This is a genomic window from Cellulosimicrobium protaetiae (genome assembly GCF_009708005.2).
In the GTDB taxonomy this organism is placed as follows: Bacteria; Actinomycetota; Actinomycetes; order Actinomycetales; family Cellulomonadaceae; genus Cellulosimicrobium; species Cellulosimicrobium protaetiae.
The window spans coordinates 3,049,376-3,072,501 of the sequence record NZ_CP052757.1 but is presented as its reverse complement, the minus strand read 5'-3'; the positions used below and the strand labels follow the sequence as shown (position 1 = coordinate 3,072,501).

The 23,126-nt window shown below is 70.7% G+C and carries 16 protein-coding genes and 3 rRNA genes; all 19 read left to right on the top strand.

The genetic code is table 11. The features are described 5' to 3' along the window. Nucleotides 1-156: 156 nt before the first annotated feature. The 19 genes from argC to FIC82_RS13045 all read left to right on the top strand — a co-directional run bounded on the left by argC (nt 157) and on the right by FIC82_RS13045 (nt 23,126). Nucleotides 157-1,251 (top strand): N-acetyl-gamma-glutamyl-phosphate reductase, encoded by a 1,095-nt coding sequence (gene argC, locus FIC82_RS13135; protein ID WP_154798840.1) that lies wholly within the window; start codon nt 157-159, stop codon nt 1,249-1,251. Continuing rightward, nucleotides 1,248-2,459 (top strand): bifunctional glutamate N-acetyltransferase/amino-acid acetyltransferase ArgJ, encoded by a 1,212-nt coding sequence (gene argJ / locus FIC82_RS13130; protein ID WP_168731844.1) that lies wholly within the window; start codon nt 1,248-1,250, stop codon nt 2,457-2,459. Before argC ends, argJ begins: the two co-directional genes overlap by 4 nt. Next, nucleotides 2,456-3,445, top strand: a complete 990-nt coding sequence (gene argB / locus FIC82_RS13125; RefSeq protein ID WP_154798839.1) for an acetylglutamate kinase — start codon at nt 2,456-2,458, stop codon at nt 3,443-3,445. The genes argJ and argB overlap by 4 nt, the downstream gene beginning before the upstream one ends. Then, nucleotides 3,442-4,806 carry an acetylornithine transaminase gene (locus FIC82_RS13120; RefSeq protein WP_168731843.1) on the top strand — a complete coding sequence of 455 codons (1,365 nt, stop codon included), beginning with the start codon at nt 3,442-3,444 and terminating at the stop codon, nt 4,804-4,806. Before argB ends, FIC82_RS13120 begins: the two co-directional genes overlap by 4 nt. After that, nucleotides 4,806-5,741 (top strand): ornithine carbamoyltransferase, encoded by a 936-nt coding sequence (argF, locus tag FIC82_RS13115; protein ID WP_154798838.1) that lies wholly within the window; start codon nt 4,806-4,808, stop codon nt 5,739-5,741. The genes FIC82_RS13120 and argF overlap by 1 nt, the downstream gene beginning before the upstream one ends. Beyond that, nucleotides 5,738-6,271: an arginine repressor gene (locus FIC82_RS13110; protein WP_168731842.1), complete on the top strand. Its 534-nt coding sequence runs from the start codon at nt 5,738-5,740 to the stop codon at nt 6,269-6,271. Before argF ends, FIC82_RS13110 begins: the two co-directional genes overlap by 4 nt. A gap of 108 nt (nt 6,272-6,379) precedes the next feature. Then, nucleotides 6,380-7,609, top strand: a complete 1,230-nt coding sequence (locus FIC82_RS13105; protein WP_154798837.1) for an argininosuccinate synthase — start codon at nt 6,380-6,382, stop codon at nt 7,607-7,609. A gap of 95 nt (nt 7,610-7,704) precedes the next feature. Further along, entirely contained in the window at nt 7,705-9,102 is a 1,398-nt protein-coding gene (gene argH / locus FIC82_RS13100; RefSeq protein WP_253691809.1) for an argininosuccinate lyase, read from the top strand. A 108-nt stretch (nt 9,103-9,210) separates the two neighbouring features. Beyond that, nucleotides 9,211-9,831: a uridine kinase family protein gene (locus FIC82_RS13095; RefSeq protein ID WP_168731840.1), complete on the top strand. Its 621-nt coding sequence runs from the start codon at nt 9,211-9,213 to the stop codon at nt 9,829-9,831. 90 nt (nt 9,832-9,921) lie between these two features. After that, complete coding sequence (locus FIC82_RS13090) at nt 9,922-10,617, top strand: DNA-3-methyladenine glycosylase (RefSeq protein ID WP_154798835.1); 696 nt, start codon at nt 9,922-9,924, stop codon at nt 10,615-10,617. 193 nt (nt 10,618-10,810) lie between these two features. Beyond that, the gene (gene tyrS / locus FIC82_RS13085) at nt 10,811-12,070 is read left to right on the top strand and encodes a tyrosine--tRNA ligase (RefSeq protein WP_168731839.1); all 1,260 of its coding nucleotides are present in this window, start codon (nt 10,811-10,813) and stop codon (nt 12,068-12,070) included. Between the two features lie 683 nt (nt 12,071-12,753). Continuing rightward, a 16S ribosomal RNA gene (locus FIC82_RS13080) occupies nt 12,754-14,274 on the top strand. Between the two features lie 475 nt (nt 14,275-14,749). Further along, a 23S ribosomal RNA gene (locus tag FIC82_RS13075) occupies nt 14,750-17,856 on the top strand. A 95-nt stretch (nt 17,857-17,951) separates the two neighbouring features. Beyond that, nucleotides 17,952-18,068, top strand: a 5S ribosomal RNA gene (rrf, locus tag FIC82_RS13070). The 16S, 23S and 5S rRNA genes sit together here, the layout of an rRNA operon. Nucleotides 18,069-18,969: 901 nt before the next feature. Beyond that, nucleotides 18,970-19,788, top strand: a complete 819-nt coding sequence (locus tag FIC82_RS13065; RefSeq protein WP_154798834.1) for a tetratricopeptide repeat protein — start codon at nt 18,970-18,972, stop codon at nt 19,786-19,788. Then, nucleotides 19,785-20,807 (top strand): HAD-IIA family hydrolase, encoded by a 1,023-nt coding sequence (locus tag FIC82_RS13060; protein WP_168731838.1) that lies wholly within the window; start codon nt 19,785-19,787, stop codon nt 20,805-20,807. The genes FIC82_RS13065 and FIC82_RS13060 overlap by 4 nt, the downstream gene beginning before the upstream one ends. A gap of 143 nt (nt 20,808-20,950) precedes the next feature. Beyond that, a complete protein-coding gene (locus tag FIC82_RS21100; protein WP_168731330.1) occupies nt 20,951-21,178 on the top strand; it encodes a hypothetical protein in 228 nt (75 codons plus the stop codon). A 2-nt stretch (nt 21,179-21,180) separates the two neighbouring features. Beyond that, a complete protein-coding gene (locus FIC82_RS13050; RefSeq protein WP_168731837.1) occupies nt 21,181-22,143 on the top strand; it encodes a TlyA family RNA methyltransferase in 963 nt (320 codons plus the stop codon). Further along, nucleotides 22,140-23,126: an NAD kinase gene (locus FIC82_RS13045; RefSeq protein ID WP_168731836.1), complete on the top strand. Its 987-nt coding sequence runs from the start codon at nt 22,140-22,142 to the stop codon at nt 23,124-23,126. Before FIC82_RS13050 ends, FIC82_RS13045 begins: the two co-directional genes overlap by 4 nt.

The window sequence follows — 23,126 nt, the reverse complement described above, 5'->3', positions numbered from 1 at the left end:
CCCCAGCCTAGGGTCGCGTGCACGGTCGAGGATCCCGCCGAGACGCGGGTGCCCGCCCTGGGGCAGCCCGATCGGGGCGGATGTCCACGTCTCGGCGTCGGCACGCGTATCGGGGCCGGGACCTTCGACCCGGGCGTTGCATAAGTATGTATAGTGATGCATATGACGATCAGAGTCGCGGTCGCGGGTGCGTCGGGGTACGCGGGCGGAGAGACGCTCCGCCTGCTCGCCGGGCACCCCGAGGTGGAGATCGGCGCCGTCACGGCGCACAGCAACGCGGGGTCGCTCCTCGGCGAGCACCAGCCCCACCTGCGATCCCTCGCCGACCGCGTGCTCCTGCCGACGACCGTCGAGCACCTCGTGGGGCACGACGTCGTCGTGCTCGCGCTGCCGCACGGCGCGTCGGGCGAGATCGCGTCGCAGCTCCCGGACGACGTGCTCGTCCTGGACCTGGGCGCGGACCACCGGCTCGAGTCGTCGGCGGACTGGGTGTCGTTCTACGGCTCGGAGCACGCGGGCACGTGGCCCTACGGGCTGCCGGAGCTGCTGCTCACGAGCGACGCCGGGGCCGGCGCGACCGAGACGAAGCAGCGTGAGCGGCTCGCCGGCGTGCGCCGCGTCGCGGTGCCGGGCTGCAACGTCACGGCGGTCACGCTCGGGATCCAGCCGGGCGTCGCCGCGGGTCTCGTCGAGGGTCGCGACCTCGTCGCCGTCCTCGCGAACGGGTACTCGGGCGCGGGCAAGTCGCTCAAGCCGCACCTGCTCGCCTCCGAGGCGATCGGGTCGGCCCAGCCGTACGCCGTCGGCGGGTCGCACCGGCACATCCCCGAGATCGCGCAGAACCTGCGGGCCGCGGGGGCGCCGGGCGTGAGCATCTCGTTCACGCCGACGCTCGTGCCGATGTCCCGGGGCATCCTCGCCACGGTGACGGCGCGCCTGTCCGACGACGCCGCGCGCCTCGACCCCGCCGCGCTCGACGCGCGCGTCCGCCAGGCCTGGGAGGACGCGTACGTCGGCGAGCCGTTCGTCCGGGTGCTGCCCGCGGGGCAGTGGCCCACGACCGCCATGACGCTCGGCGCCAACACGGCGCTCGTCCAGGTCGCGGTCGACCACGCGGCAGGCCGCGTCGTGACCGTCACGGCGATCGACAACCTCGTCAAGGGCACCGCGGGCGCCGCGGTGCAGTCCATGAACATCGCGCTCGGCCTGCCGCAGACGGCGGGCCTCACGACCGAGGGGGTCGCCCCGTGACCGTCACCACCCCGCAGGGCTTCCGGGCCGCCGGCGTCGCCGCCGGGCTCAAGTCCACGGGCGCCCGCGACGTCGCGCTCGTCGTCAACGACGGGCCGCTCGACGTCGCGGCCGCCGTGCTCACGACCAACCGTGTGTTCGCGGCGCCGGTCGCGTGGACGCGCCAGGCCGTGAGCGACGGGCGCGCGACCGCCGTCGTGCTCAACTCGGGCGGCGCGAACGCGTGCACGGGGCCGGAGGGCTTCGCCGACACGCACCGCACGGCGGAGCACGTCGCGGACGTGCTCGCGACGTCCGCGGGCGACGTGCTCGTCTGCTCGACGGGCCTCATCGGGATCCGGCTGCCCATGGACGCGCTGCTCGCCGGGGTCGACGCCGCCGCGGCGGCGCTCGCGGACCCGGTCGCGGGGGTCGACGGCGGCGGGGACGCCGCGCTCGCGATCATGACGACGGACACCGTGCCCAAGACGGTCTCCGTGGTGCGCGAGGTCGCGGACGCCGGCGCGACGGACGGTGCCGCGACGTGGTCCGTCGGCGGTATGGCCAAGGGAGCGGGCATGCTCGCACCGGGCCTCGCGACGATGCTGTGCGTGCTCACGACGGACGCCGTCGTCGACGCCGCGACGGCCGACGCCGCGCTGCGCGCCGCGACGCGCACGACGTTCGACCGCGTCGACTCCGACGGCTGCATGTCGACGAACGACACGGTGATCCTGCTGGCCTCCGGCGCGTCCGGGGTCGAGGTGACGCTCGACGAGCTCACGGACGCCGTGACCGAGGCCAGCGCGTCGCTCGCGCGCCAGCTCGTGGCCGACGCCGAGGGCGCGAGCCACGACGTCGCCGTCACCGTGGTGCACGCGTCGAGCGAGGACGCCGCCGTCGCGGTCGCGCGCGCGGTGACGCGCTCCAACCTCTTCAAGGCCGCGATCTTCGGCAACGACCCGAACTGGGGGCGCATCGTGTCGGCCGTCGGGACGGTCCCCGAGGACGTCGCGCCGTTCGACGCGCTCCTGCTCGACGTGACGGTCAACGACGTCCAGGTCTGCCGGGCCGGGGGAGTGGGCGAGCCCCGCGAGCTCGTCGACCTCGCCGCCGAGCGCGAGGTCCGCGTCGAGATCGACCTGCACGCCGGCTCCGCGACCGCGACGGTCTGGACCAACGACCTCACGCACGACTACGTCCACGAGAACAGCGTGTACTCCTCATGAACGACCCCACCGCCCCCACGTCCCCGCACCCGGACGACGACGCGTTCGACCCGCGCACCGACCTGCGACCCGAGCAGAAGGCGGAGGTGCTGGTCGAGGCCCTGCCGTGGCTCCAGGAGTTCGCCGGCGCGCTCGTCGTCGTCAAGTACGGCGGCAACGCCATGGTCGACGACACGCTCAAGGCCGCGTTCGCGCAGGACATGGTGTTCCTGCGCCGCGTCGGGCTGCGCCCCGTCGTCGTGCACGGCGGCGGGCCGCAGATCTCCGCGATGCTCGACCGGCTCGGCATCGAGTCCGAGTTCCGCGGCGGCCTGCGCGTCACGACGCCCGAGGCGATGGACGTCGTGCGCATGGTGCTCACCGGCCAGGTCTCGCGCGAGCTCGTCGGCCTGATCAACGCGCACGGCCCGTACGCCGTCGGGCTCTCGGGCGAGGACGGCGGCCTGCTCCAGGCCCAGCGCCGGCACGCGACCGTCGACGGCGAGCCGGTCGACGTCGGGCTCGTCGGCGACGTCGTCGAGGTGCACCCGTCCGCGGTCCAGGACCTGCTCGACGCCGGCCGCATCCCCGTCGTGTCGACGATCGCGCCCGACCTCGACGACCCGACGCAGGTGCTCAACGTCAACGCGGACACCGCCGCCGCGGCGCTCGCGGTCGCGCTCGGCGCGAAGAAGCTCGTCGTGCTGACCGACGTCGAGGGTCTGTACACGTCCTGGCCGGACAAGGACTCGCTCGTGGCGCAGATCACGCGCTCCGAGCTCGCTGCGCTCCTGCCCTCGCTGTCCGCGGGCATGGTCCCCAAGATGGAGGCGTGCCTGCGCGCGGTCGAGGGCGGGGTCCCCGCGGCGACCGTGATCGACGGCCGCGTGCCGCACTCGACGCTGCTCGAGGTCTTCACCACCCAGGGCAACGGGACGATGGTCGTCCCGGACCCGCTCGGCGCCGTACGGCCCGAGGCGACCACGACCGCGGGAGGCGCCGCGTGAACCAGCTGGACCACCCGACCGAGACGGCCTCCGACCTCACCGCGCACCCCACCGGCGCCCAGTGGACCGACCGGTACACGCACGCCGTCATGGACACGTTCGGCCCGCCGCAGCGCGTCCTGGTCCGCGGCGAGGGCGCGTACGTGTGGGACGCCGACGGCAGGCGCTACCTCGACCTCCTCGCAGGGATCGCGGTCAATGCGCTCGGCCACGCCCACCCGACGCTCACCGCGGCGGTCTCGGCCCAGCTCGGGACACTCGGGCACGTGTCGAACTTCTTCGGCACCCCGACGCAGATCGCGCTCGCCGAGCGCCTGCTCGCGCTCGCGGAGGCGCCCGCGGGGTCGCGCGTGTTCCTCACGAACTCGGGCACCGAGGCCAACGAGGCGGCGTTCAAGATGGCGCGCCGGACCGGACGCACGCGGGTGCTCGCGCTCCAGGGCGGCTTCCACGGCCGCTCGATGGGCGCGCTCGCGCTGACGTCGAAGGCCGCGTACCGCGAGCCGTTCGAGCCGCTGCCGGGCGGGGTCGAGTTCGTCGCGTTCGACGACGTCGCCGCGCTGGAGGAGGCCTTCTCGCCCGCCGCGGTCGCGGAGCGCGGGGAGGTCGCGGCGCTCGTCGTCGAGCCCGTGCAGGGCGAGGCGGGCGTGCGCTCGCTCTCGCCGGGGTACCTCGTCGCGGCGCGCGAGCTCACCGCGCGCCACGGCGCGCTGCTCGTGCTCGACGAGGTGCAGACCGGCGTCGGGCGGACCGGTTCGTGGTTCGCGTACCAGCAGCCCGAGGTGGGGGGCGGCGTCGTGCCCGACGTCGTCACGCTCGCCAAGGGGCTCGGCGGCGGCTTCCCCGTGGGCGCCGTGGTCGCGTACGGCGAGCGGGCCGCGACGCTGCTCGGCCGCGGTCAGCACGGCACGACGTTCGGCGGCAACCCGGTCGCTGCCGCCGCGGCGCTCGCGACGCTCGGCGTCATCGAGCGCGACGGCCTCCTCGAGAACTCGCGGGTCGTCGGCACGCTGCTGCGCGACGGGATCTCCGCGGCGGGCAACCCGCTCGTCGCCGGTGTGCGCGGGCGCGGGCTGCTCCTGGCGGTCCAGCTCACGCGGCCCGTCGCGGCGGACGTCGCGCGCGCCGCCCTCGACGCGGGGTTCGTCGTGAACGCCGTCGCGCCCGACGCGATCCGGCTCGCGCCGCCCCTGATCCTCACGCCCGAGCAGGCGCGCGACGTCGTCGCGTTCTTCGCGACGGTCACCGTCCCGGAGGGCCCCGCCCCGACAGCCGCCCCTTCCGCGCCCGGTGACGCGAACCCCGCACGCACCGCCCCCACGACCGGCCCGACGACCGCCCCCACGACGAGGAGCTCCTGATGGCCCCCCGGCACTTCCTGCGCGACGACGACCTCACGCCCGCCGAGCAGCGTCAGGTCCTCGAGATCGGCCTCGCATTCCGCGACGACCGCACGTTCCGCCAGCCGCTCGCCGGCCCGCAGGGCGTGGCCGTGCTGTTCGACAAGCCGACGCTGCGCACCCAGCTCTCGTTCGCGACGGGCGTCGCCGAGCTCGGCGGGTTCCCCGTCGTCGTCGACGGCCGGCTCGCCCAGGTCGGGGTGCGCGAGTCCGTCGCGGACGTCACGCGCGTGCTCGACCGGCAGGCGTCGGCGATCGTCTGGCGCACCTTCGGCCAGGACCGTCTCGAGGAGATGGCGGCTATCAGCCGCGTGCCGGTCGTCAACGCCCTGACCGACGACTTCCACCCGTGCCAGATCCTCGCGGACCTGCTCACGATCGCCCAGCTCCGCGGCGGCACGGGGGCGCTCGCGGGCCAGACGCTCGCGTACGTCGGCGACGGCGCGAACAACATGGCGCACTCGTACCTGCTGGGCGGGGCGACCGCGGGCCTGCACGTGCGGGTCGGGACGCCCGACGGGTACCCGCCCCACCCCGTGTTCGTCGCGGACGCGGAGCGGATCGCCGCCGAGACGGGCGGGTCCGTGCTCGTCACGTCGGACCCGGTCGAGGCCGTCGCGGGGGCGGACGTCGTCGCGACCGACACCTGGGTCTCGATGGGCGACGAGGCCGAGGCCGAGGCGCGTTCGCTCCCGTTCGTGCCGTACCAGGTGAACGACGACCTCCTCTCCCACGCGAAGGACGACGCGATCGTCCTGCACTGCCTGCCCGCCTATCGCGGCAAGGAGATCACGGCGGAGGTCATCGATGGCCCCCGCTCGGCCGTGTGGGACGAGGCGGAGAACCGGCTGCACGCGCAGAAGGCGCTGCTCACGTTCCTCCTGGAGCGGTCGTGACCGAGGCCCGCACCGCGACCACGAAGACGGCGCGCCACGCGCGCATCGCCGAGATCGTGCGCCGCACCGAGATCCACTCGCAGGCCGAGCTCGCGCGCGAGCTCGAGCGCGAGGGGCTGTCCGTGACGCAGGCGACGCTGTCGCGCGACCTCATCGAGCTGCGCGCGGAGAAGGTGCGGGGCGCGTCGGGCGCGCTCGTGTACGCCGTGCCGGGGGAGGGCGGGGACCGCAGCGTGCAGACGGCGGAGTCGCCCGAGTACCTCGCGGCCCGGCTCGCGCGCCTGTGCTCCGAGATGCTCGTCTCGGCCGAGGCGTCCGCGAACCTCGTGGTGCTGCGCACGCCGCCCGGCGCCGCGAACTACCTCGCCTCCGCGATCGACCACTCGGTCCTGCCGGGCGTGCTCGGCTGCATCGCGGGCGACGACACGATCCTCGTCATCGCGCGCGACCCAGACGGCGGCGCGGAGCTCGCGCGCCGGTTCCTCGAGCTCTCGGGGCCGGTCACCGGCGCCCCGGGCAGCGAGACCTGAGCCTCGTCCGCGCGTCGCGGTGGTGTCCCGAGCACGCCCTCGCACGACGCGCGTGCCCTGCCACACTGGACCACGGACCCATCCCCACGTCACGGAAAGAGACCCGTCATGACTGAACGCGTCGTGCTCGCCTACTCGGGCGGCCTGGACACGTCGGTGGCCATCGGCTGGATCGCCGAGGCCACGGGCGCGGAGGTGGTCGCCGTCGCGGTCGACGTCGGGCAGGGCGGGGAGGACCTCGAGGTCATCCGGCAGCGCGCGCTCGACTGCGGTGCCGTCGAGGCGTACGTCGCCGACGCGCGCGACGAGTTCGCCGCCGAGTACTGCATGCCCGCGCTGCGCGCGAACGGGCTCTACCTCGACCGCTACCCGCTCGTCTCGGCGATCTCGCGCCCGGTCATCGTCAAGCACCTCGTGCGCGCCGCCCGCCAGTTCGGCGCGACGACCGTCGCGCACGGCTGCACGGGCAAGGGCAACGACCAGGTGCGGTTCGACGTCGCGACGACGTCGCTCGCGCCCGAGCTGAAGACGATCGCCCCCGTGCGCGACCTCGCGCTGACGCGCGAGAAGGCCATCGAGTACGCCGAGAAGCACTCCCTGCCCATCGCGACGACGAAGCACAACCCGTTCTCGATCGACCAGAACGTGTGGGGGCGCGCGGTCGAGACCGGCTTCCTCGAGGACATCTGGAACGCCCCCACCAAGGACGTCTACAACTACACCGACGACCCCACGTTCCCGCCCGTCGCGGACGAGGTCGTCGTCACGTTCGAGCAGGGCATCCCGATCGCGCTCGACGGCGTCGCGGTCACGCCCCTGCAGGCGATCCAGGAGATGAACCGCCGCGCGGGCGCGCAGGGCGTCGGGCGCATCGACATCGTCGAGGACCGTCTGGTGGGCATCAAGTCGCGCGAGGTCTACGAGGCGCCAGGCGCGATCGCGCTCATCGCCGCGCACCAGGAGCTCGAGAACGTGACCCTGGAGCGCGAGCAGGCCCGCTTCAAGCGGGGCGTGGAGCAGCGCTGGACCGAGCTCGTCTACGACGGGATGTGGTTCAGCCCGCTCAAGCGGTCGCTCGACGTGTTCATCGACGACACGCAGCGGTACGTCTCGGGCGACGTGCGCCTCGTGCTGCACGGCGGTCGCGCGACCGTCACCGGCCGCCGGTCGGAGGCGAGCCTGTACGACTTCAACCTGGCGACCTACGACGAGGGCGACTCGTTCGACCAGTCGCAGGCCAAGGGATTCATCGAGATCTACGGTCTCACCGCGAAGCTCGCCGCCGCGCGCGACGAGAAGTTCGGCAACGGTGTGGACCTCGGGGCAGGAGCACTGTGAGCACGCACCACGACCAGGGCGTCACCGACGCCACCCAGCCCGACGGCACCGCCGCGCCCGGGGACGCGGCCGAGGACGCGTCGTCGGGCGGGCGCGTGAGCCTGTGGGGCGGCCGGTTCGCCGGCGGTCCCGCCGACGCGCTCGCCGCGCTGAGCAAGTCGACGCACTTCGACTGGCGCCTCGCAGGCCAGGACGTCGCGGGCTCCAAGGCCCACGCCAAGGTCCTGCACGCCGCGGGCCTGCTCGAGGACGACGAGCTCGACGGCATGCTCGCCGCGCTCGAACGGCTGCGCGACGACGTCGCGTCGGGCGCGTTCGTCGCGGCCGACGACGACGAGGACGTGCACACCGCGCTCGAGCGCGGCCTCATCGAGCGGGCCGGGCCCGAGCTCGGCGGGAAGCTGCGCGCGGGCCGCTCCCGCAACGACCAGATCGCGACGCTGACGCGCATGTACCTGCGCGACGAGGCGCGCACGATCGCAGGTCTCGTGCTCGACGTCGTCGACGCGCTCATCGAGCAGGCCGCCGCGCACCCGGGCGCCGCGATGCCTGGTCGCACGCACCTGCAGCACGCGCAGCCCGTCCTGCTCGCGCACCACCTGCTCGCGCACGCGTGGCCGCTGCTGCGCGACGTCGACCGGTTCATCGACTGGGACGTGCGGGCCGCGCGCTCGCCGTACGGGTCGGGGGCGCTCGCGGGCTCGTCGCTGGGCCTCGACCCCGCGGCCGTCGCCGCCGAGCTCGGCTTCGACGGCCCGGTCGAGAACTCGATCGACGGCACCGCGTCGCGCGACGTCGTGGCGGAGTTCGCGTTCGTCGCCGCGATGCTGGGCGTCGACCTCTCGCGCCTCGCCGAGGAGGTCATCCTCTGGGCGACCAAGGAGTTCGGCTTCGTGCGCCTGCACGACTCCTACTCCACGGGGTCGAGCATCATGCCGCAGAAGAAGAACCCCGATGTCGCGGAGCTCGCGCGCGGCAAGGCGGGGCGCCTCATCGGCGACCTGTCGGGCCTGCTCGCGACGCTCAAGGGCCTGCCGCTCGCGTACAACCGCGACCTGCAGGAGGACAAGGAGCCGGTGTTCGACCAGGTCGACACGCTCGAGGTGCTCCTGCCCGCGTTCTCCGGGATGGTCGCGACGCTGACGTTCGACACCGAGCGCATGGCCTCACTCGCGCCGCAGGGCTTCTCGCTCGCGACGGACGTCGCCGAGTGGCTCGTGCGGGAGGGCGTCCCGTTCCGCGTCGCGCACGAGGTCGCGGGCGCGTGCGTGCGTGTGTGCGAGGAGCGCGGCATCGAGCTGTGGGACCTGTCCGACGACGACCTCGCGTCGATCTCCGACCACCTCACGCCGGGCGTGCGCGACGTGCTGAGCGTCGAGGGCTCCCTCGCCTCGCGGGACGCGGTGGGTGGCACGGCACCCGCCCGGGTCGCGGAGCAGCTCGAGGCGGCGAAGGAGCGCTCGGCCGAGTACCGATTCTGGGCCCAGGGCTGACGTGCCCTGCCTCGCCGAACAGGTGCTGGTGGCCCGTCCGAGGCTCCTGACGGACCACGAGCACCTGTTCGGCCGGCGGGTGGCGCAGGCGCGGCGGGGAGGTGCCGGGTGAGCGTCGGACCTCGGGTCCTCGTGGATCTCGTGCGCCGGGTGAAGGGTGCCGAGCCGCGCCTCGGGGTGGCCATCCACCTCGGTGAGCGGAGCGCGCCGGGCGAGGCGCCGCCGTCGGGCACCCGGCTCGTGGTGGTCGACGGGCCGGCGGGCTCGGGCAAGACGACGCTCGCCGCCCAGCTCGGGGAGGCCCTGCCCGCGCAGGTGCTCCACATGGACGACCTGTACGAGGGCTGGCGCGGGCTCGAGCCGGCCTGGGCGCGACTCGAGGAGTGGGTGCTCGCCCCGCTCGCCGCGGGGCGTGCAGGGCGGTACCGCCGGTTCGACTGGGCGCTCGACCGCTTCGCCGAGTGGCACGTCGTCGCCCCGGCGCCGTACCTCGTCGTCGAGGGGTGCGGGGCCGGCCGCCGCGAGGCCGACGACGTCGCGGCGCTGCGCGTGTGGGTGGAGGCCCCCGACGACGTGCGACTGCGCCGCGGGCTCGACCGGGACGGCGAGGACCAGCGCGAGCACTGGCTCGCCTGGATGGCCGACGAGCGCGAGCACTACGCGCGCAACGACTCCCGGTCGCGTGCCGACGTCGTGCTCGACGGGTGGGGCGACGTCGTCCGCGGGTGAGGGTCGGGCGACCAGGGTCGGACGCGCCTCACGGCCGCGGAGCCCGAGCGGGACCGGGGGCGTAGATTGCCCTCGACGGAAGGTGGTGCGATGCCGACGGACGCCGTGACGCAGACGACGGAGAGCGGGGAAGCCCGCGTCGTCGGACCGTGGGACGTCCCTGCGCGGGGCTGGTACGCACGCGACGTCCACGAGGTCGCGCGCGACCTGCTCGGGTCGTACCTCACGCGGCGCAGCGACGCGGGCGACGTCACGCTGCGGATCACGGAGGTCGAGGCGTACGACGGCGAGCGTGACCCGGGCTCCCACGCGTTCCGAGGCCGGACGGAGCGCAACCGCGCGATGTTCGGCGAGCCGGGCCGGCTGTACGTGTACCGGCACCTCGGCCTGCACCACTGCGTCAACGTCGTGTGCGGGCCGGTCGGCCGTGCGTCCGCCGTCCTGCTGCGTGCCGGCGAGGTGACCGACGGCGTCGACCTCGCCCGGTCGCGCCGTCTCGCCGCCGGGCGCTGCGACTCCGACCGCCAGATCGCCCGCGGTCCCGCCCGCCTGGCCGTCGCGCTCGACCTCGACCTGCGCCAGTACGGCGCCGAGCTGACCGATCCGGAGGGCGGGCTCGTGCTGCACCGCGCGACCGGAGGACCGCTGCGTCCCGCGATCGCGACGGGCCCGCGGGTCGGCGTCTCCGGGGACGGGGGAGACGGCGCCCTCTACCCCTGGCGCTCGTGGCTCGCGGGAGACCCGACGGTCTCGGCCTACCGGCGGGTGAGCGCCCGAGCGCGGTGAGACTCGTGCCGGAGGGCACAGGGGGTGGGGAGTCCGCGCCGGGGCGCTCGCGGTGAGGCGGACGTCCGCCCGGTGACCGCCCGCCCGGTGGGCGGTGGACGTCCGACGTCGCGCGGCACGGCAGACTAGGACACGCTGCCGCACGGCAGCACCGGACGTGCCCGGTCCACGGGTACACGACGAAGGAGCAGAAGTGAGCGACGTTCTCGACGAGCTGCAATGGCGAGGCCTGGTGGCGCAGTCCACCGACGAGGCCGCGCTGCGCGCCGCGCTGGCCGAGGGCCCGATCACGTACTACTGCGGCTTCGACCCGACGGCGCCGAGCCTGCACCACGGGCACCTGGTCCAGCTCATCCTCCTGCGCCACCTGCAGCTCGCCGGCCACCGGCCGATCGCGCTCGTCGGGGGCGCCACCGGGATGATCGGCGACCCGCGCCAGTCGGGGGAGCGCGTCCTGAACTCCAAGGAGACGGTCGCGGAGTGGACCGAGCGACTGAAGGGACAGGTCTCGCGCTTCCTGGACTTCGAGGGCGAGAACGCGGCGCGCGTCGCCAACAACCTCGACTGGATCTCGGGGCTCTCCGCGATCGACTTCCTGCGGGACGTGGGCAAGCACTACCGGCTCGGCACCATGCTGGCCAAGGACACGGTGGCGCGCCGTCTCCACTCCGACGAGGGCATCAGCTTCACGGAGTTCTCCTACCAGATCCTCCAGGGCATCGACTTCCACGAGCTCTACCTCCGGCACGGGGTCACGCTCCAGACGGGCGGCAACGACCAGTGGGGCAACCTCCTCTCGGGCGTCGACCTGATCCGCAAGACCGAGGGCGCCTCGGTGCACGTCATGACGACACCGCTGATCACCAAGGCGGACGGCACCAAGTTCGGCAAGACCGAGGGCGGGGCCGTGTGGCTGGACCCGGACATGATGAGCCCGTACGCCTTCTACCAGTTCTGGCTCAATGCGGCCGACGACGACGTCGTGCGGTTCCTGAAGATCTTCACCTTCCGGACGCGCGAGCAGATCGCCGAGCTCGAGGTCGCGGTGCGTGAGCGGCCGGGCGCGCGCGAGGCACAGCGGGCGCTCGCGGCCGACGTCACCTCCCTCGTGCACGGCGAGGCGGCGACCGAGGCGGTCGTGGCGGCGAGCCAGGCGCTCTTCGGGCGCGGGGACCTCGACGGTCTCGACGAGCGGACGCTCGGGTCCGCCGTCGCCGAGCTGCCGCGCACGACGGCGCGCGCGGGGGACGCGGTCGTCGACCTCTTCGCGGCGTCCGGCCTCGTCGCCTCGAAGGCTGCCGCGCGTCGTGCGGTGGCCGAGGGCGGGGCGTACGTCAACAACGTCAAGGTGACGAGCGAGGACGCTGTGCTCGCGCCGGCGGACCTGCTGCACGGGCAGTTCGCCCTCCTGCGCCGCGGGAAGAAGACGCTCGGGGTCGCCGTCGCCGGCTGACCGACGGGAGCGCCACCTGCGCGAAGAGGCCGGACCGCGTCGCGCGGCCCGGCCTCTTCGCCGTCTGCTCGTCGTGCGACAGTCCGTGGGGGCCGCGCTCTTCGAGGCAACAGCGGCGTCGAACGGCGCTGTCGAGAGCGGGCCTGAGGCGCGCGGCGCACGGATTTTGCACCCGGACGGAGCGCGTGTAGTGTTCTCGACGTTCGCCCGGCAGGGAGGAACGGACACCGAGTCTCGATCGCACGGGACGGTGGCTGGTCCCCCGGGCGGTCCCCTCGAGAGGATCACGGGTGCTTCGCGCGCCGTGGCATGATCGGGGCCGCTGGTTCCCCGGCTTCTCCCGCTCGGATCACCGAGTTGGAGGGCGGGCCGAGGATCTGGTAGGTTAGAGAAGTTGCCCCAAGCGAGGTTCTGCCCGGTCGGGTGGTGCTGAGTTGGTGTGTGTCGGTTGTTTGAGAACTCAACAGTGTGCTTGTTAGTCAATGCCAATTTTTGTCCCTGTGGCACGGCTGGTCGTCTTGCCCGTCCGGGTGGGGTGGTTGGTTGTGTCTGGGATTCCTTTGGTTGATTTCGGAAGATGATGTCATCTTTCGTGTTGATGCCAGTTTTTGTGAACCCTGTTGGGGTTCGCTTCGTATGGATTGTTCACTGCCGGTGTTTGTGCTGGTGGTGGGCGTTGTTCATTTACGGAGAGTTTGATCCTGGCTCAGGACGAACGCTGGCGGCGTGCTTAACACATGCAAGTCGAACGATGATGCCCAGCTTGCTGGGTTGATTAGTGGCGAACGGGTGAGTAACACGTGAGTAACCTGCCCTTGACTTCGGGATAACTCCGGGAAACCGGGGCTAATACCGGATATGAGCTACCCTCGCATGGGGGTGGTTGGAAAGTTTTTCGGTCAGGGATGGGCTCGCGGCCTATCAGCTTGTTGGTGGGGTGATGGCCTACCAAGGCGACGACGGGTAGCCGGCCTGAGAGGGCGACCGGCCACACTGGGACTGAGACACGGCCCAGACTCCTACGGGAGGCAGCAGTGGGGAATATTGCACAATGGGCGCAAGCCTGATGCAGCGACGCCGCGTGAGGGATGAAGGCCTTCGGGTTGTAAACCTCTTTCAGCAGGGAAGAAGCGCAAGTGACGGTACCTGCAGAAGAAGCGCCGGCTAACTACGTGCCAGCAGCCGCGGTAATACGTAGGGCGCAAGCGTTGTCCGGAATTATTGGGCGTAAAGAGCTCGTAGGCGGTTTGTCGCGTCTGGTGTGAAAACCCATGGCTCAACCATGGGCTTGCATCGGGTACGGGCAGACTAGAGTGCGGTAGGGGAGACTGGAATTCCTGGTGTAGCGGTGGAATGCGCAGATATCAGGAGGAACACCGATGGCGAAGGCAGGTCTCTGGGCCGCAACTGACGCTGAGGAGCGAAAGCATGGGGAGCGAACAGGATTAGATACCCTGGTAGTCCATGCCGTAAACGTTGGGCACTAGGTGTGGGGCTCATTCCACGAGTTCCGTGCCGCAGCAAACGCATTAAGTGCCCCGCCTGGGGAGTACGGCCGCAAGGCTAAAACTCAAAGGAATTGACGGGGGCCCGCACAAGCGGCGGAGCATGCGGATTAATTCGATGCAACGCGAAGAACCTTACCAAGGCTTGACATGCACGGGAAGCCACCAGAGATGGTGGTCTCTTTGGACACTCGTGCACAGGTGGTGCATGGTTGTCGTCAGCTCGTGTCGTGAGATGTTGGGTTAAGTCCCGCAACGAGCGCAACCCTCGTCCCATGTTGCCAGCGGGTTATGCCGGGGACTCATGGGAGACTGCCGGGGTCAACTCGGAGGAAGGTGGGGATGACGTCAAATCATCATGCCCCTTATGTCTTGGGCTTCACGCATGCTACAATGGCCGGTACAAAGGGCTGCGATACCGTAAGGTGGAGCGAATCCCAAAAAGCCGGTCTCAGTTCGGATTGGGGTCTGCAACTCGACCCCATGAAGTCGGAGTCGCTAGTAATCGCAGATCAGCAACGCTGCGGTGAATACGTTCCCGGGCCTTGTACACACCGCCCGTCAAGTCACGAAAGTCGGTAACACCCGAAGCCCATGGCCCAACCGTTCGCGGGGGAGTGGTCGAAGGTGGGACTGGCGATTGGGACTAAGTCGTAACAAGGTAGCCGTACCGGAAGGTGCGGCTGGATCACCTCCTTTCTAAGGAGCTACCAACACTTCCCTGGCCGGCTTTGCTGGTGGGGGGTGTTCAGGTGCCACGCCATCGCCGTACGTGTGGTGGGTGGTTGCTCATGGGTGGAACATTGACGAAAGAGCGTCCTGGTCTTCGCTGGTGTCAGTACCTGCCGGCCTCCTGTCCTTCGGGGTGGGTGGTGGGTGGTGGAACATCGCTGGTGAGGGGTGGGGGGCTTGTCGAGCACACTGTTGGGTCCTCAGGTCACCGGCCACCGGTTGGTGGGGTGCCTGGTACGGGCCGGTCCTCGGATCACGAACCGCTTCGTCTGCTTCCCTTGGGGAGTTGGTGGGGTAGGCGGGTCCTGGTGGGGGTCGGGGTCGTTGGTTGTTTGAGAACTGCACAGTGGACGCGAGCATCTTTGTAAAGATCAAGACACACTCGCTTGCCTTTCGGGGTGCGTGGGTGTGGTTCTTGGTTCTCTGCAGTTTTGTTGTTTTTGTTGAAGTTTTTAAGGGCACAGGGTGGATGCCTTGGCACTAGGAGCCGAAGAAGGACGTTGTAGCCTGCGATAAGCCTCGGGGAGCTGGCAAACGAGCTGTGATCCGAGGGTTTCCGAATGGGGGAACCCCGCACGAGTCATGTCGTGTGACCCGCACCTGAATATATAGGGTGTGTGGAGGGAACGTCGGGAAGTGAAACATCTCAGTACCGACAGGAAGAGATATTCCGTGAGTAGTGGCGAGCGAAAGCGGACGAGGCCAAACCGGGCGCGTGTTAAAGCTGTCAGGCGTTGCGTGTTCGGGGTTGTGGGACCCTTCTGGTGGATCTGACAGTCCGCCGGGGAGTCAGAAAGTCGTGTCATAGTCGAACCGCATTGAAAGGCGGACCACAGACGGTGCGAGTCCGGTAGACGAAATGGTGCGGCCTCCCGAAGGGGATCCCAAGTAGCACGGGGCCCGAGAAATCTCGTGTGAATCTGGCAAGACCACTTGCTAAGCCTAAATACTACCTAGTGACCGATAGCGGACCAGTACCGTGAGGGAAAGGTGAAAAGTACCCCGGGAGGGGAGTGAAATAGTACCTGAAACCGTGTGCCTACAATCCGTTGGAGCCTCCTTGGCTGGGGTGACAGCGTGCCTTTTGAAGAATGAGCCTGCGAGTTAGTGCTCAGTGGCGAGGTTAACCCGTGTGGGGAAGCCGTAGCGAAAGCGAGTCCGAACAGGGCGCCCGTAGTCGCTGGGTCTAGACCCGAAGCGAAGTGATCTAGCCATGGGCAGGTTGAAGCGCGGGTAAGACCGCGTGGAGGACCGAACCCACCAGGGTTGAAAACCTGGGGGATGACCTGTGGTTAGGGGTGAAAGGCCAATCAAACTTCGTGATAGCTGGTTCTCCCCGAAATGCATTTAGGTGCAGCGTCACGTGTTTCTTGCCGGAGGTAGAGCTACTGGATGGCCGATGGGCCCTACAAGGTTACTGACGTCAGCCAAACTCCGAATGCCGGTAAGTGGAAGCGTGGCAGTGAGACTGCGGGGGATAAGCTCCGTAGTCGAGAGGGAAACAGCCCAGACCACCGGCTAAGGCCCCTAAGCGTGTGCTAAGTGGGAAAGGATGTGGAGTTGCACAGACAACCAGGAGGTTGGCTTAGAAGCAGCCACCCTTGAAAGAGTGCGTAATAGCTCACTGGTCAAGTGATTCCGCGCCGACAATGTAGCGGGGCTCAAGTACACCGCCGAAGCCGTGGCATCTGCGCTCAACTCAGGCCTTCGTGGTCCAGAGGCGCAGGTGGGTAGGGGAGCGTCGTGTGGGCAGTGAAGCCGCGGGGGAACCCAGTGGTGGAGCCCACACGAGTGAGAATGCAGGCATGAGTAGCGAAAGACGGGTGAGAAACCCGTCCGCCGAATGACCAAGGGTTCCAGGGCCAGGTTAATCCGCCCTGGGTAAGTCGGGACCTAAGGCGAGGCCGACAGGCGTAGTCGATGGACAAGGAGTTGATATTCTCCTACCGGCGAAGAACCGCCCATACCGAGCCCGGTGATGCTAACCGTCCAAACCTGTCCGCCGGCCCTTCGGGGCCATGGGCAGGGGCGCGCGGGACCCGAACCGGTAGTAGGTAAGCGTATTAACAGGGGTGACGCAGGAAGGTAGCCCGGCGTGGCGATGGTAGACCACGTCCAAGGCTGTAGGCCGTCTGGTAGGCAAATCCGCCAGGCATACAGGCTGAGAGCTGACGGTGAGCGCACAAGCGCGAACTGGGTGATCCTATGCTGCCAAGAAAAGCCTCGACGCGAGGTTCTAGCCGCCCGTACCCCAAACCGACTCAGGTGGTCAGGTAGAGAATACTAAGGCGATCGAGAGAATCGTGGTTAAGGAACTCGGCAAAATGCCCCCGTAACTTCGGGAGAAGGGGGGCCCGAAGCGTGAACACCCTCGCGGTGGGAGCGTGGACGGCCGCAGAGACCAGGGAGAAGCGACTGTTTACTAAAAACACAGGTCCGTGCGAAGTCGCAAGACGATGTATACGGACTGACGCCTGCCCGGTGCTGGAAGGTTAAGAGGACGGGTCAACCCCTCGGGGTGAAGCTCAGAATTTAAGCCCCAGTAAACGGCGGTGGTAACTATAACCATCCTAAGGTAGCGAAATTCCTTGTCGGGTAAGTTCCGACCTGCACGAATGGCGTAACGACTTCTCCGCTGTCTCAACCGCGAACTCGGCGAAATTGCACTACGAGTAAAGATGCTCGTTACGCGCAGCAGGACGGAAAGACCCCGGGACCTTTACTATAGCTTGGTATTGGTGTTCGGTGCGGCTTGTGTAGGATAGGTGGGAGACTGTGAAGCCCGTACGCCAGTGCGGGTGGAGTCAACGTTGAAATACCACTCTGGCCGCTTCGGATGTCTAACCTCGGTCCGTGATCCGGACCAGGGACAGTGCCTGGTGGGTAGTTTAACTGGGGCGGTTGCCTCCTAAAATGTAACGGAGGCGCTCAAAGGTTCCCTCAGCCTGGTTGGCAATCAGGTGTCGAGTGCAAGTGCACAAGGGAGCTTGACTGTGAGACTGACAGGTCGAGCAGGGACGAAAGTCGGAACTAGTGATCCGGCGGTGGCTTGTGGAAGCGCCGTCGCTCAACGGATAAAAGGTACCCCGGGGATAACAGGCTGATCTTGCCCAAGAGTCCATATCGACGGCATGGTTTGGCACCTCGATGTCGGCTCGTCGCATCCTGGGGCTGGAGTAGGTCCCAAGGGTTGGGCTGTTCGCCCATTAAAGCGGTACGCGAGCTGGGTTTAGAACGTCGTGAGACAGTTCGGTCCCTATCCGCTGCGCGCGCAGGAAACTTGAGAAGGGCTGTCCCTAGTACGAGAGGACCGGGACGGACGAACCTCTGGTGTGCCAGTTGTTCCGCCAGGAGCACCGCTGGTTGGCTACGTTCGGAAGGGATAACCGCTGAAAGCATCTAAGCGGGAAGCCTGCTTCAAGATGAGGTTTCCATACCCTACGGGGTGAGAGGCACCCAGCAGAACACTGGGTCGATAGGCCGGACGTGGAAGCGGGGACGAAAGACCCGTGCAGCTGACCGGTACTAATCAGCCGACAACTTCAACACCAACACACTCTTGTGCTACGCGTCCACTGTGCGGTTCCCGAACCACCAACACCACACCCCCACGGGGTGCCCGAGTGTTGACAGGTTCACAGAGTTACGGCGGTCACAGCGAAGGGGAAACGCCCGGTCCCATACCGAACCCGGAAGCTAAGCCCTTCAGCGCCGATGGTACTGCCCTGGAGACGGGGTGGGAGAGTAGGACGCCGCCGGACAACCCTTCACCGAAGGCCCACCCCACACGGGGTGGGCCTTCGGCATTTCCAGAGACACCTCACGACCCGCCCCGGCCCGGGGTCGGCCACGCGGACGTCCGCGCCGCAGGACTCCTCACGCCTCTCCGTCACGTGTCTCGTCGGGGCAGGCGTGGGAAGATGGCCTGCGCAAACATCAGAACGAGAGGTAACCCCGGTGAACGACACCTCCCACGACCCCGAGTCGGACCGCCCGTCGTCGGGCGAGGACCGTGGTGGTCGACGTGACCGTGACAGCCGACAGGGGCCCTCCCGTGATGCTCGTGGAGCGGGTCGCGGTCGCTCTGGCGACGGCGCGCCCTCCGGCGACCGAGACCGCCGTCGTGGTGGCGGCGACCCCCGACGCGGTCAGGACGACGTCCGAGGACGGCAGGACGGTTCGGGCCGCGGGTCGAACGACCAGCAGCGGGGCCGTCAGGACGGGTACCGGGGGCGTCCCGACGCCGCGCGCGGACGCGCGGAGGGCGGGCGTCCCGACCGCGGTCGGGAGGGCTCGGATCGCGACCGTCGCGACAGCGGACGTCAGGACGAGCGGCGCTCGTGGAGCTCGCGCGGCGAGAGCTCGGGCTCGGGACGACGGGAGTACGGCGGCCGGTCGTCCGCCCGCGACGGGCAGGGCTCGTCCGGGACGCGCGGAGACGGGTACCAGCGGCCCGCGCGTTCGGGCGAGGGGAGCCGCGGACGCTACGACCGGGACTCGGCCGACCGCCGGGCCGGCGGTCGTCGAGGGCACGCCCCGCGTGCAGGGGCGGGTCGTGAGCGGGAGGGCGTCGACCGTCGTCCGGAGCCCCGGCACCCCGCTGGCCCGGCGATCCCGGACGAGGTCGAGTTCTCTCAGCTCGACCGCGCGGCTCGCGGCCGCTTGCGGACGCTGAGCAAGGAGACCGCCGAGATCGTCGGCCGTCACCTCGTCATGGCGGGGCGGCTCATCGACTCCGACCCCGAGCTCGCCTACGAGCACGCGCAGGCGGCCGTGCGGCGCGCCGGTCGCGTCGACGTCGCACGCGAGGCTGCCGGGCTGACCGCGTACGCGACCGGACGGTACGCGGAGGCGCTCAGGGAGCTCCGGACGGTGCGGCGGCTCAACGGTTCGTCCGAGCACCTGCCGATCATGGCCGACTGCGAGCGCGGCCTGGGCCGCCCGGAGCGTGCGCTCGCCCTCGCCGTCTCGGACGAGGCTGCGACGCTGGACGACGTCGGACGCACCGAGCTCGCGATCGTCGTGAGCGGTGCGCGCGTCGATCTCGGCGAGCTCGACGCGGCCCTCGCGGCGCTCGACCAGGTGCCCTCGGTCGGTACCCGGGGCGAGCTCGGTGCACGTGTCCTGCAGGCGCGCGCGTCCGTCCTCGAGGTGGCGGGCCGGACGGACGAGGCCGCCGAGATCCTCGCCGGCATCGACGCGAGCCTGCTGGCGGCGGTGCTCGGCGCGGAGGACGACGACGTGGTGGTCTACGACCTCACGGAGGAGGCCGACGAGCTCGACGCCCCCGTGGACGAGGAGGCCGCGTCGGCGGGCGCCGACGGGTCGGTGTCCGGCCAGGACTCCGACGACCGGCCCGACACCGTGCAGGACGCGAGTGCTGACGACGACGCGACGGACGACGCGACGGACGACGCGACGGGCGGGGCTACGAACGGGGCCGAGCTGGCGGCGCCGTCGTCGGACGAGGGCGACCGGTGAGCGCCGGGCTGCTGGGGAGCGACGTCGCCCTGGCCGACCGCTACGACCTCGCTCTCGTCGACCTCGACGGCGTCGCGTACCGCGGGCACGAGCCCATCGAGCACGCGTCGGACGGACTGACGACGGCGCGCGCCCGCGGCATGCGCCTCGTGTTCGTCACGAACAACGCGTCGCGCGAGCCCGGGTCGGTCGCGGAGCAGCTCACGGGGCTCGACATCCCTACGTCGGCCGACGAGGTCATGACCGCCGCGCAGGCGGCCGCGGCGCTCCTGCGGACCCGGCTCGAGCCGGGCGCCCGTGTCCTCGTCGTCGGTGGGCCGGGGCTCGTCACGGCGGTCCACGACGCCGGCTTCGTCCTCGTGGAGTCCGCGGACGAGAAACCTGACGCCGTGGCGCAGGGCTTCGCCCCGGAGCTGGGCTGGGCGCAGCTCGCCGAGGCCGCCTACGCGGTGCAGCGGGGCGCCTGGCACGTCGCGAGCAACCTCGACCTGTCGTTGCCGACGGCGCGCGGGTTCGCCCCGGGCAACGGATCGCTCGTGGGGGCGGTGCGGGCCGCGACGGGCGTGGAGCCTGACAGCGCCGGCAAGCCCTCGCCGACCATGTACCGGCTCGCGATCGAGCGGGCGGGCGCAGAAGCACCGCTCGTCGTCGGTGACCGGCTCGACACGGACCTCGCCGGGGCGCGCGCCGGCGGCTACCCGGGCCTGCACGTCCTGACCGGGGTGAGCACGGCACGGGACGCGGTCCTGGCCGAGCCGCACCTACGCCCGCACTACGTGGCCGTGGACCTGCGCGGTCTGCTCGAGCCGCACCCGGAGCCCGTTCGTGCCGAGGACGGGTGGTGGGCGTGCGGCGAGAGCGCGGCCCGCGTCGACGACGGATCCCTGCGCCTGGACGTGCGCGGCACCGCGACGGTCGACACCGTCCGCGCGGCCGCGGCCGCGGCATGGGCGTCCGCCGACGCGGGGCTCCCCGTGGACCCGTCCACGGTCCCCGAGCTGCCGGTCGGGACGCACTGAGCCCGACCGGCCCGCGCCGCGACGCGCCGCCGTGCGCGGGCCGGGGGTCGTGCCCGTCCGTGGGACGCAACCGGTAGCGTGGTCCGGGATGCTCGGTCACGGCCGGGCGACGTTCGCGCAGCCCACCAGACAGGAGGCAGGACATGACGGACGGTTCGCTGCGTCCGGTTCCCGGCCCGCCTCGGGGCGGACGGCCGGAGGGTCCGACCACCGGTCAGGACGGCGAGGCGTCGTCCCCGGTCGTCGGCCCGCTCGACGCCGCGCTCGGACGGCTGGACGGGTTGGAGAACCTGACCACGGCGGACCACGTGGGTGTGCTGGAGGACGTGCACGACGCACTGGTCGCCGAGCTCGCCCGCACGGAGGACTGAGCGTGGGCGAGCGCACCACTGCTCGCCTCGACGGCGAGCTCGTGCGGCGCGGGCTCGCTCGGTCGCGTCGGCAGGCTGCGGAGCTGGTCGCGGCCGGGCGGGTCACGCGGGCCGGGACGGTGCTGACCAAGCCGTCGACCGCCGTCCGCCCCGAGGACCGGCTGGAGGTCGTGACGGACCCTTCGGACCCCGGCTACGCCTCGCGCGCCGCGTTCAAGCTTGCCGGGGTGCTCGACGCCCTGGACGCCCCGCACGCTGTCGGCCAGGCCGGGCCGTCGAGCGCCGCCCTGCCCGAGGGGCCGGTCGTCGCGGGGGCGCGGTGCCTCGACCTCGGTGCCTCGACAGGCGGCTTCACCGACGTCCTGCTGCGGCGGGGCGCACGGGAGGTCGTGGCGGTGGACGTCGGTCACGACCAGCTCGTGCCCGCGCTGCGGGACGACCCCCGGGTCGTGGTGCACGAGGGGGTCAACGTGCGCGACCTGACGCCCGAGCACGTCGGCGCCACCCCCGACCTCGTGGTCGGGGATCTCTCGTTCATCTCGCTCGCGATGGTGCTGCCGGCGGTCGCCGGTGTGGTCGGCCCCGGGTCGGACCTGCTGCTGCTGGTGAAGCCGCAGTTCGAGGTCGGCCGGGAGCGGCTGGGCAGCGGCGGGGTCGTGCGCGACCCGGCGCTCCACGTCGAGGTCGTCGCCGCCGTCGCGCGGCACGCCGCCGTCGTGGGACTGCGCCCGCTCGCCGTGGTGCCGAGCCCGCTGCCCGGACCGAGCGGCAACCGTGAGTACTTCTGGTGGCTGCGAGCCGGCGACCCCGGCCGCGCCGACGGCGCCGCGCTCGAGGACGCGGCGCTGGAGGACGCCGCGGCCGCCGCGGTGGCGTGGCAGCCCGCGTCCGGCGGCGGCCCGCCGCCGGTGGTACCGGTCGCCCGCCCGACGCCCGCCCGACCCCTGACTGGAGGAGCACCGTGACGCGACGTGTGCTGATCGTGACCCACGGCGGCCGCCCCGAGGCGGTCGTCGCGCTGCACGAGGCGGTGACCGAGCTCGAGCGGGCCGGGTTCACCGTGGCGCTGCACGACGACGACCTCGCGGAGACGTTCGGCGACCACATGGCCCGCACGCGGGCGCGCGAGGGCGTCGCGGAGTCCGAGGTCGTCATGGTGCTCGGCGGCGACGGCACGATCCTGCGCGCCGCCGAGCTCACGCACGGGACGGGGGTGCCGCTGCTCGGCGTCAACCTCGGGCACGTGGGGTTCCTCGCCGAGAGCGAGCGTGAGGACCTGCGTGCCGCCGTCGGGCGGCTCGCGGCGTACGACTACACGGTCGAGGAGCGCACGATCGTCGAGGTCCGCGCCTACCTCCCCGGCGAGCCCGAGCCGCTCGTGGGGTGGGCGCTCAACGAGGCGACGGTCGAGAAGGCGCAGCGCGAGCGCATGATCGAGGTGGTGCTCGGCGTCGACGGCCGGCCGCTCTCGTCGTTCGGGTGCGACGGCGTGATCACGGCGACAGCGACCGGCTCGACCGCGCACGCGTTCTCCGCGGGCGGCCCGGTCATGTGGCCCGAGGTCGACGCCGTGCTCGTCGTCCCCCTCGCGGCCCACGCCCTGTTCGCGCGGCCTCTCGTCGTCGGTCCGCGCTCCACGATCACGGTCGACGTGCTGCCGGACTCCGCGTCGTCGGGGGTGCTCACGTGCGACGGCCGCCGCCGCATCGACCTGCCGAACGGCTCACGCGTCGAGGTGCGGCGCTCCGACACGCCGCTGCGCCTCGCCCGCCTGAGCACCGCGCCGTTCACGGACCGGCTGGTGTCGAAGTTCTCGCTGCCCGTGGTGGGGTGGCGCGAGCGCGCGGCGAGCGTCGCCGCGACGGCGGGGACGACGGCGGAGCGGACTGCGGCGACGGAGGCGGCCGGCACCTCGGACGACCGGGGCGCCACGGACGAGGAGGAGTGA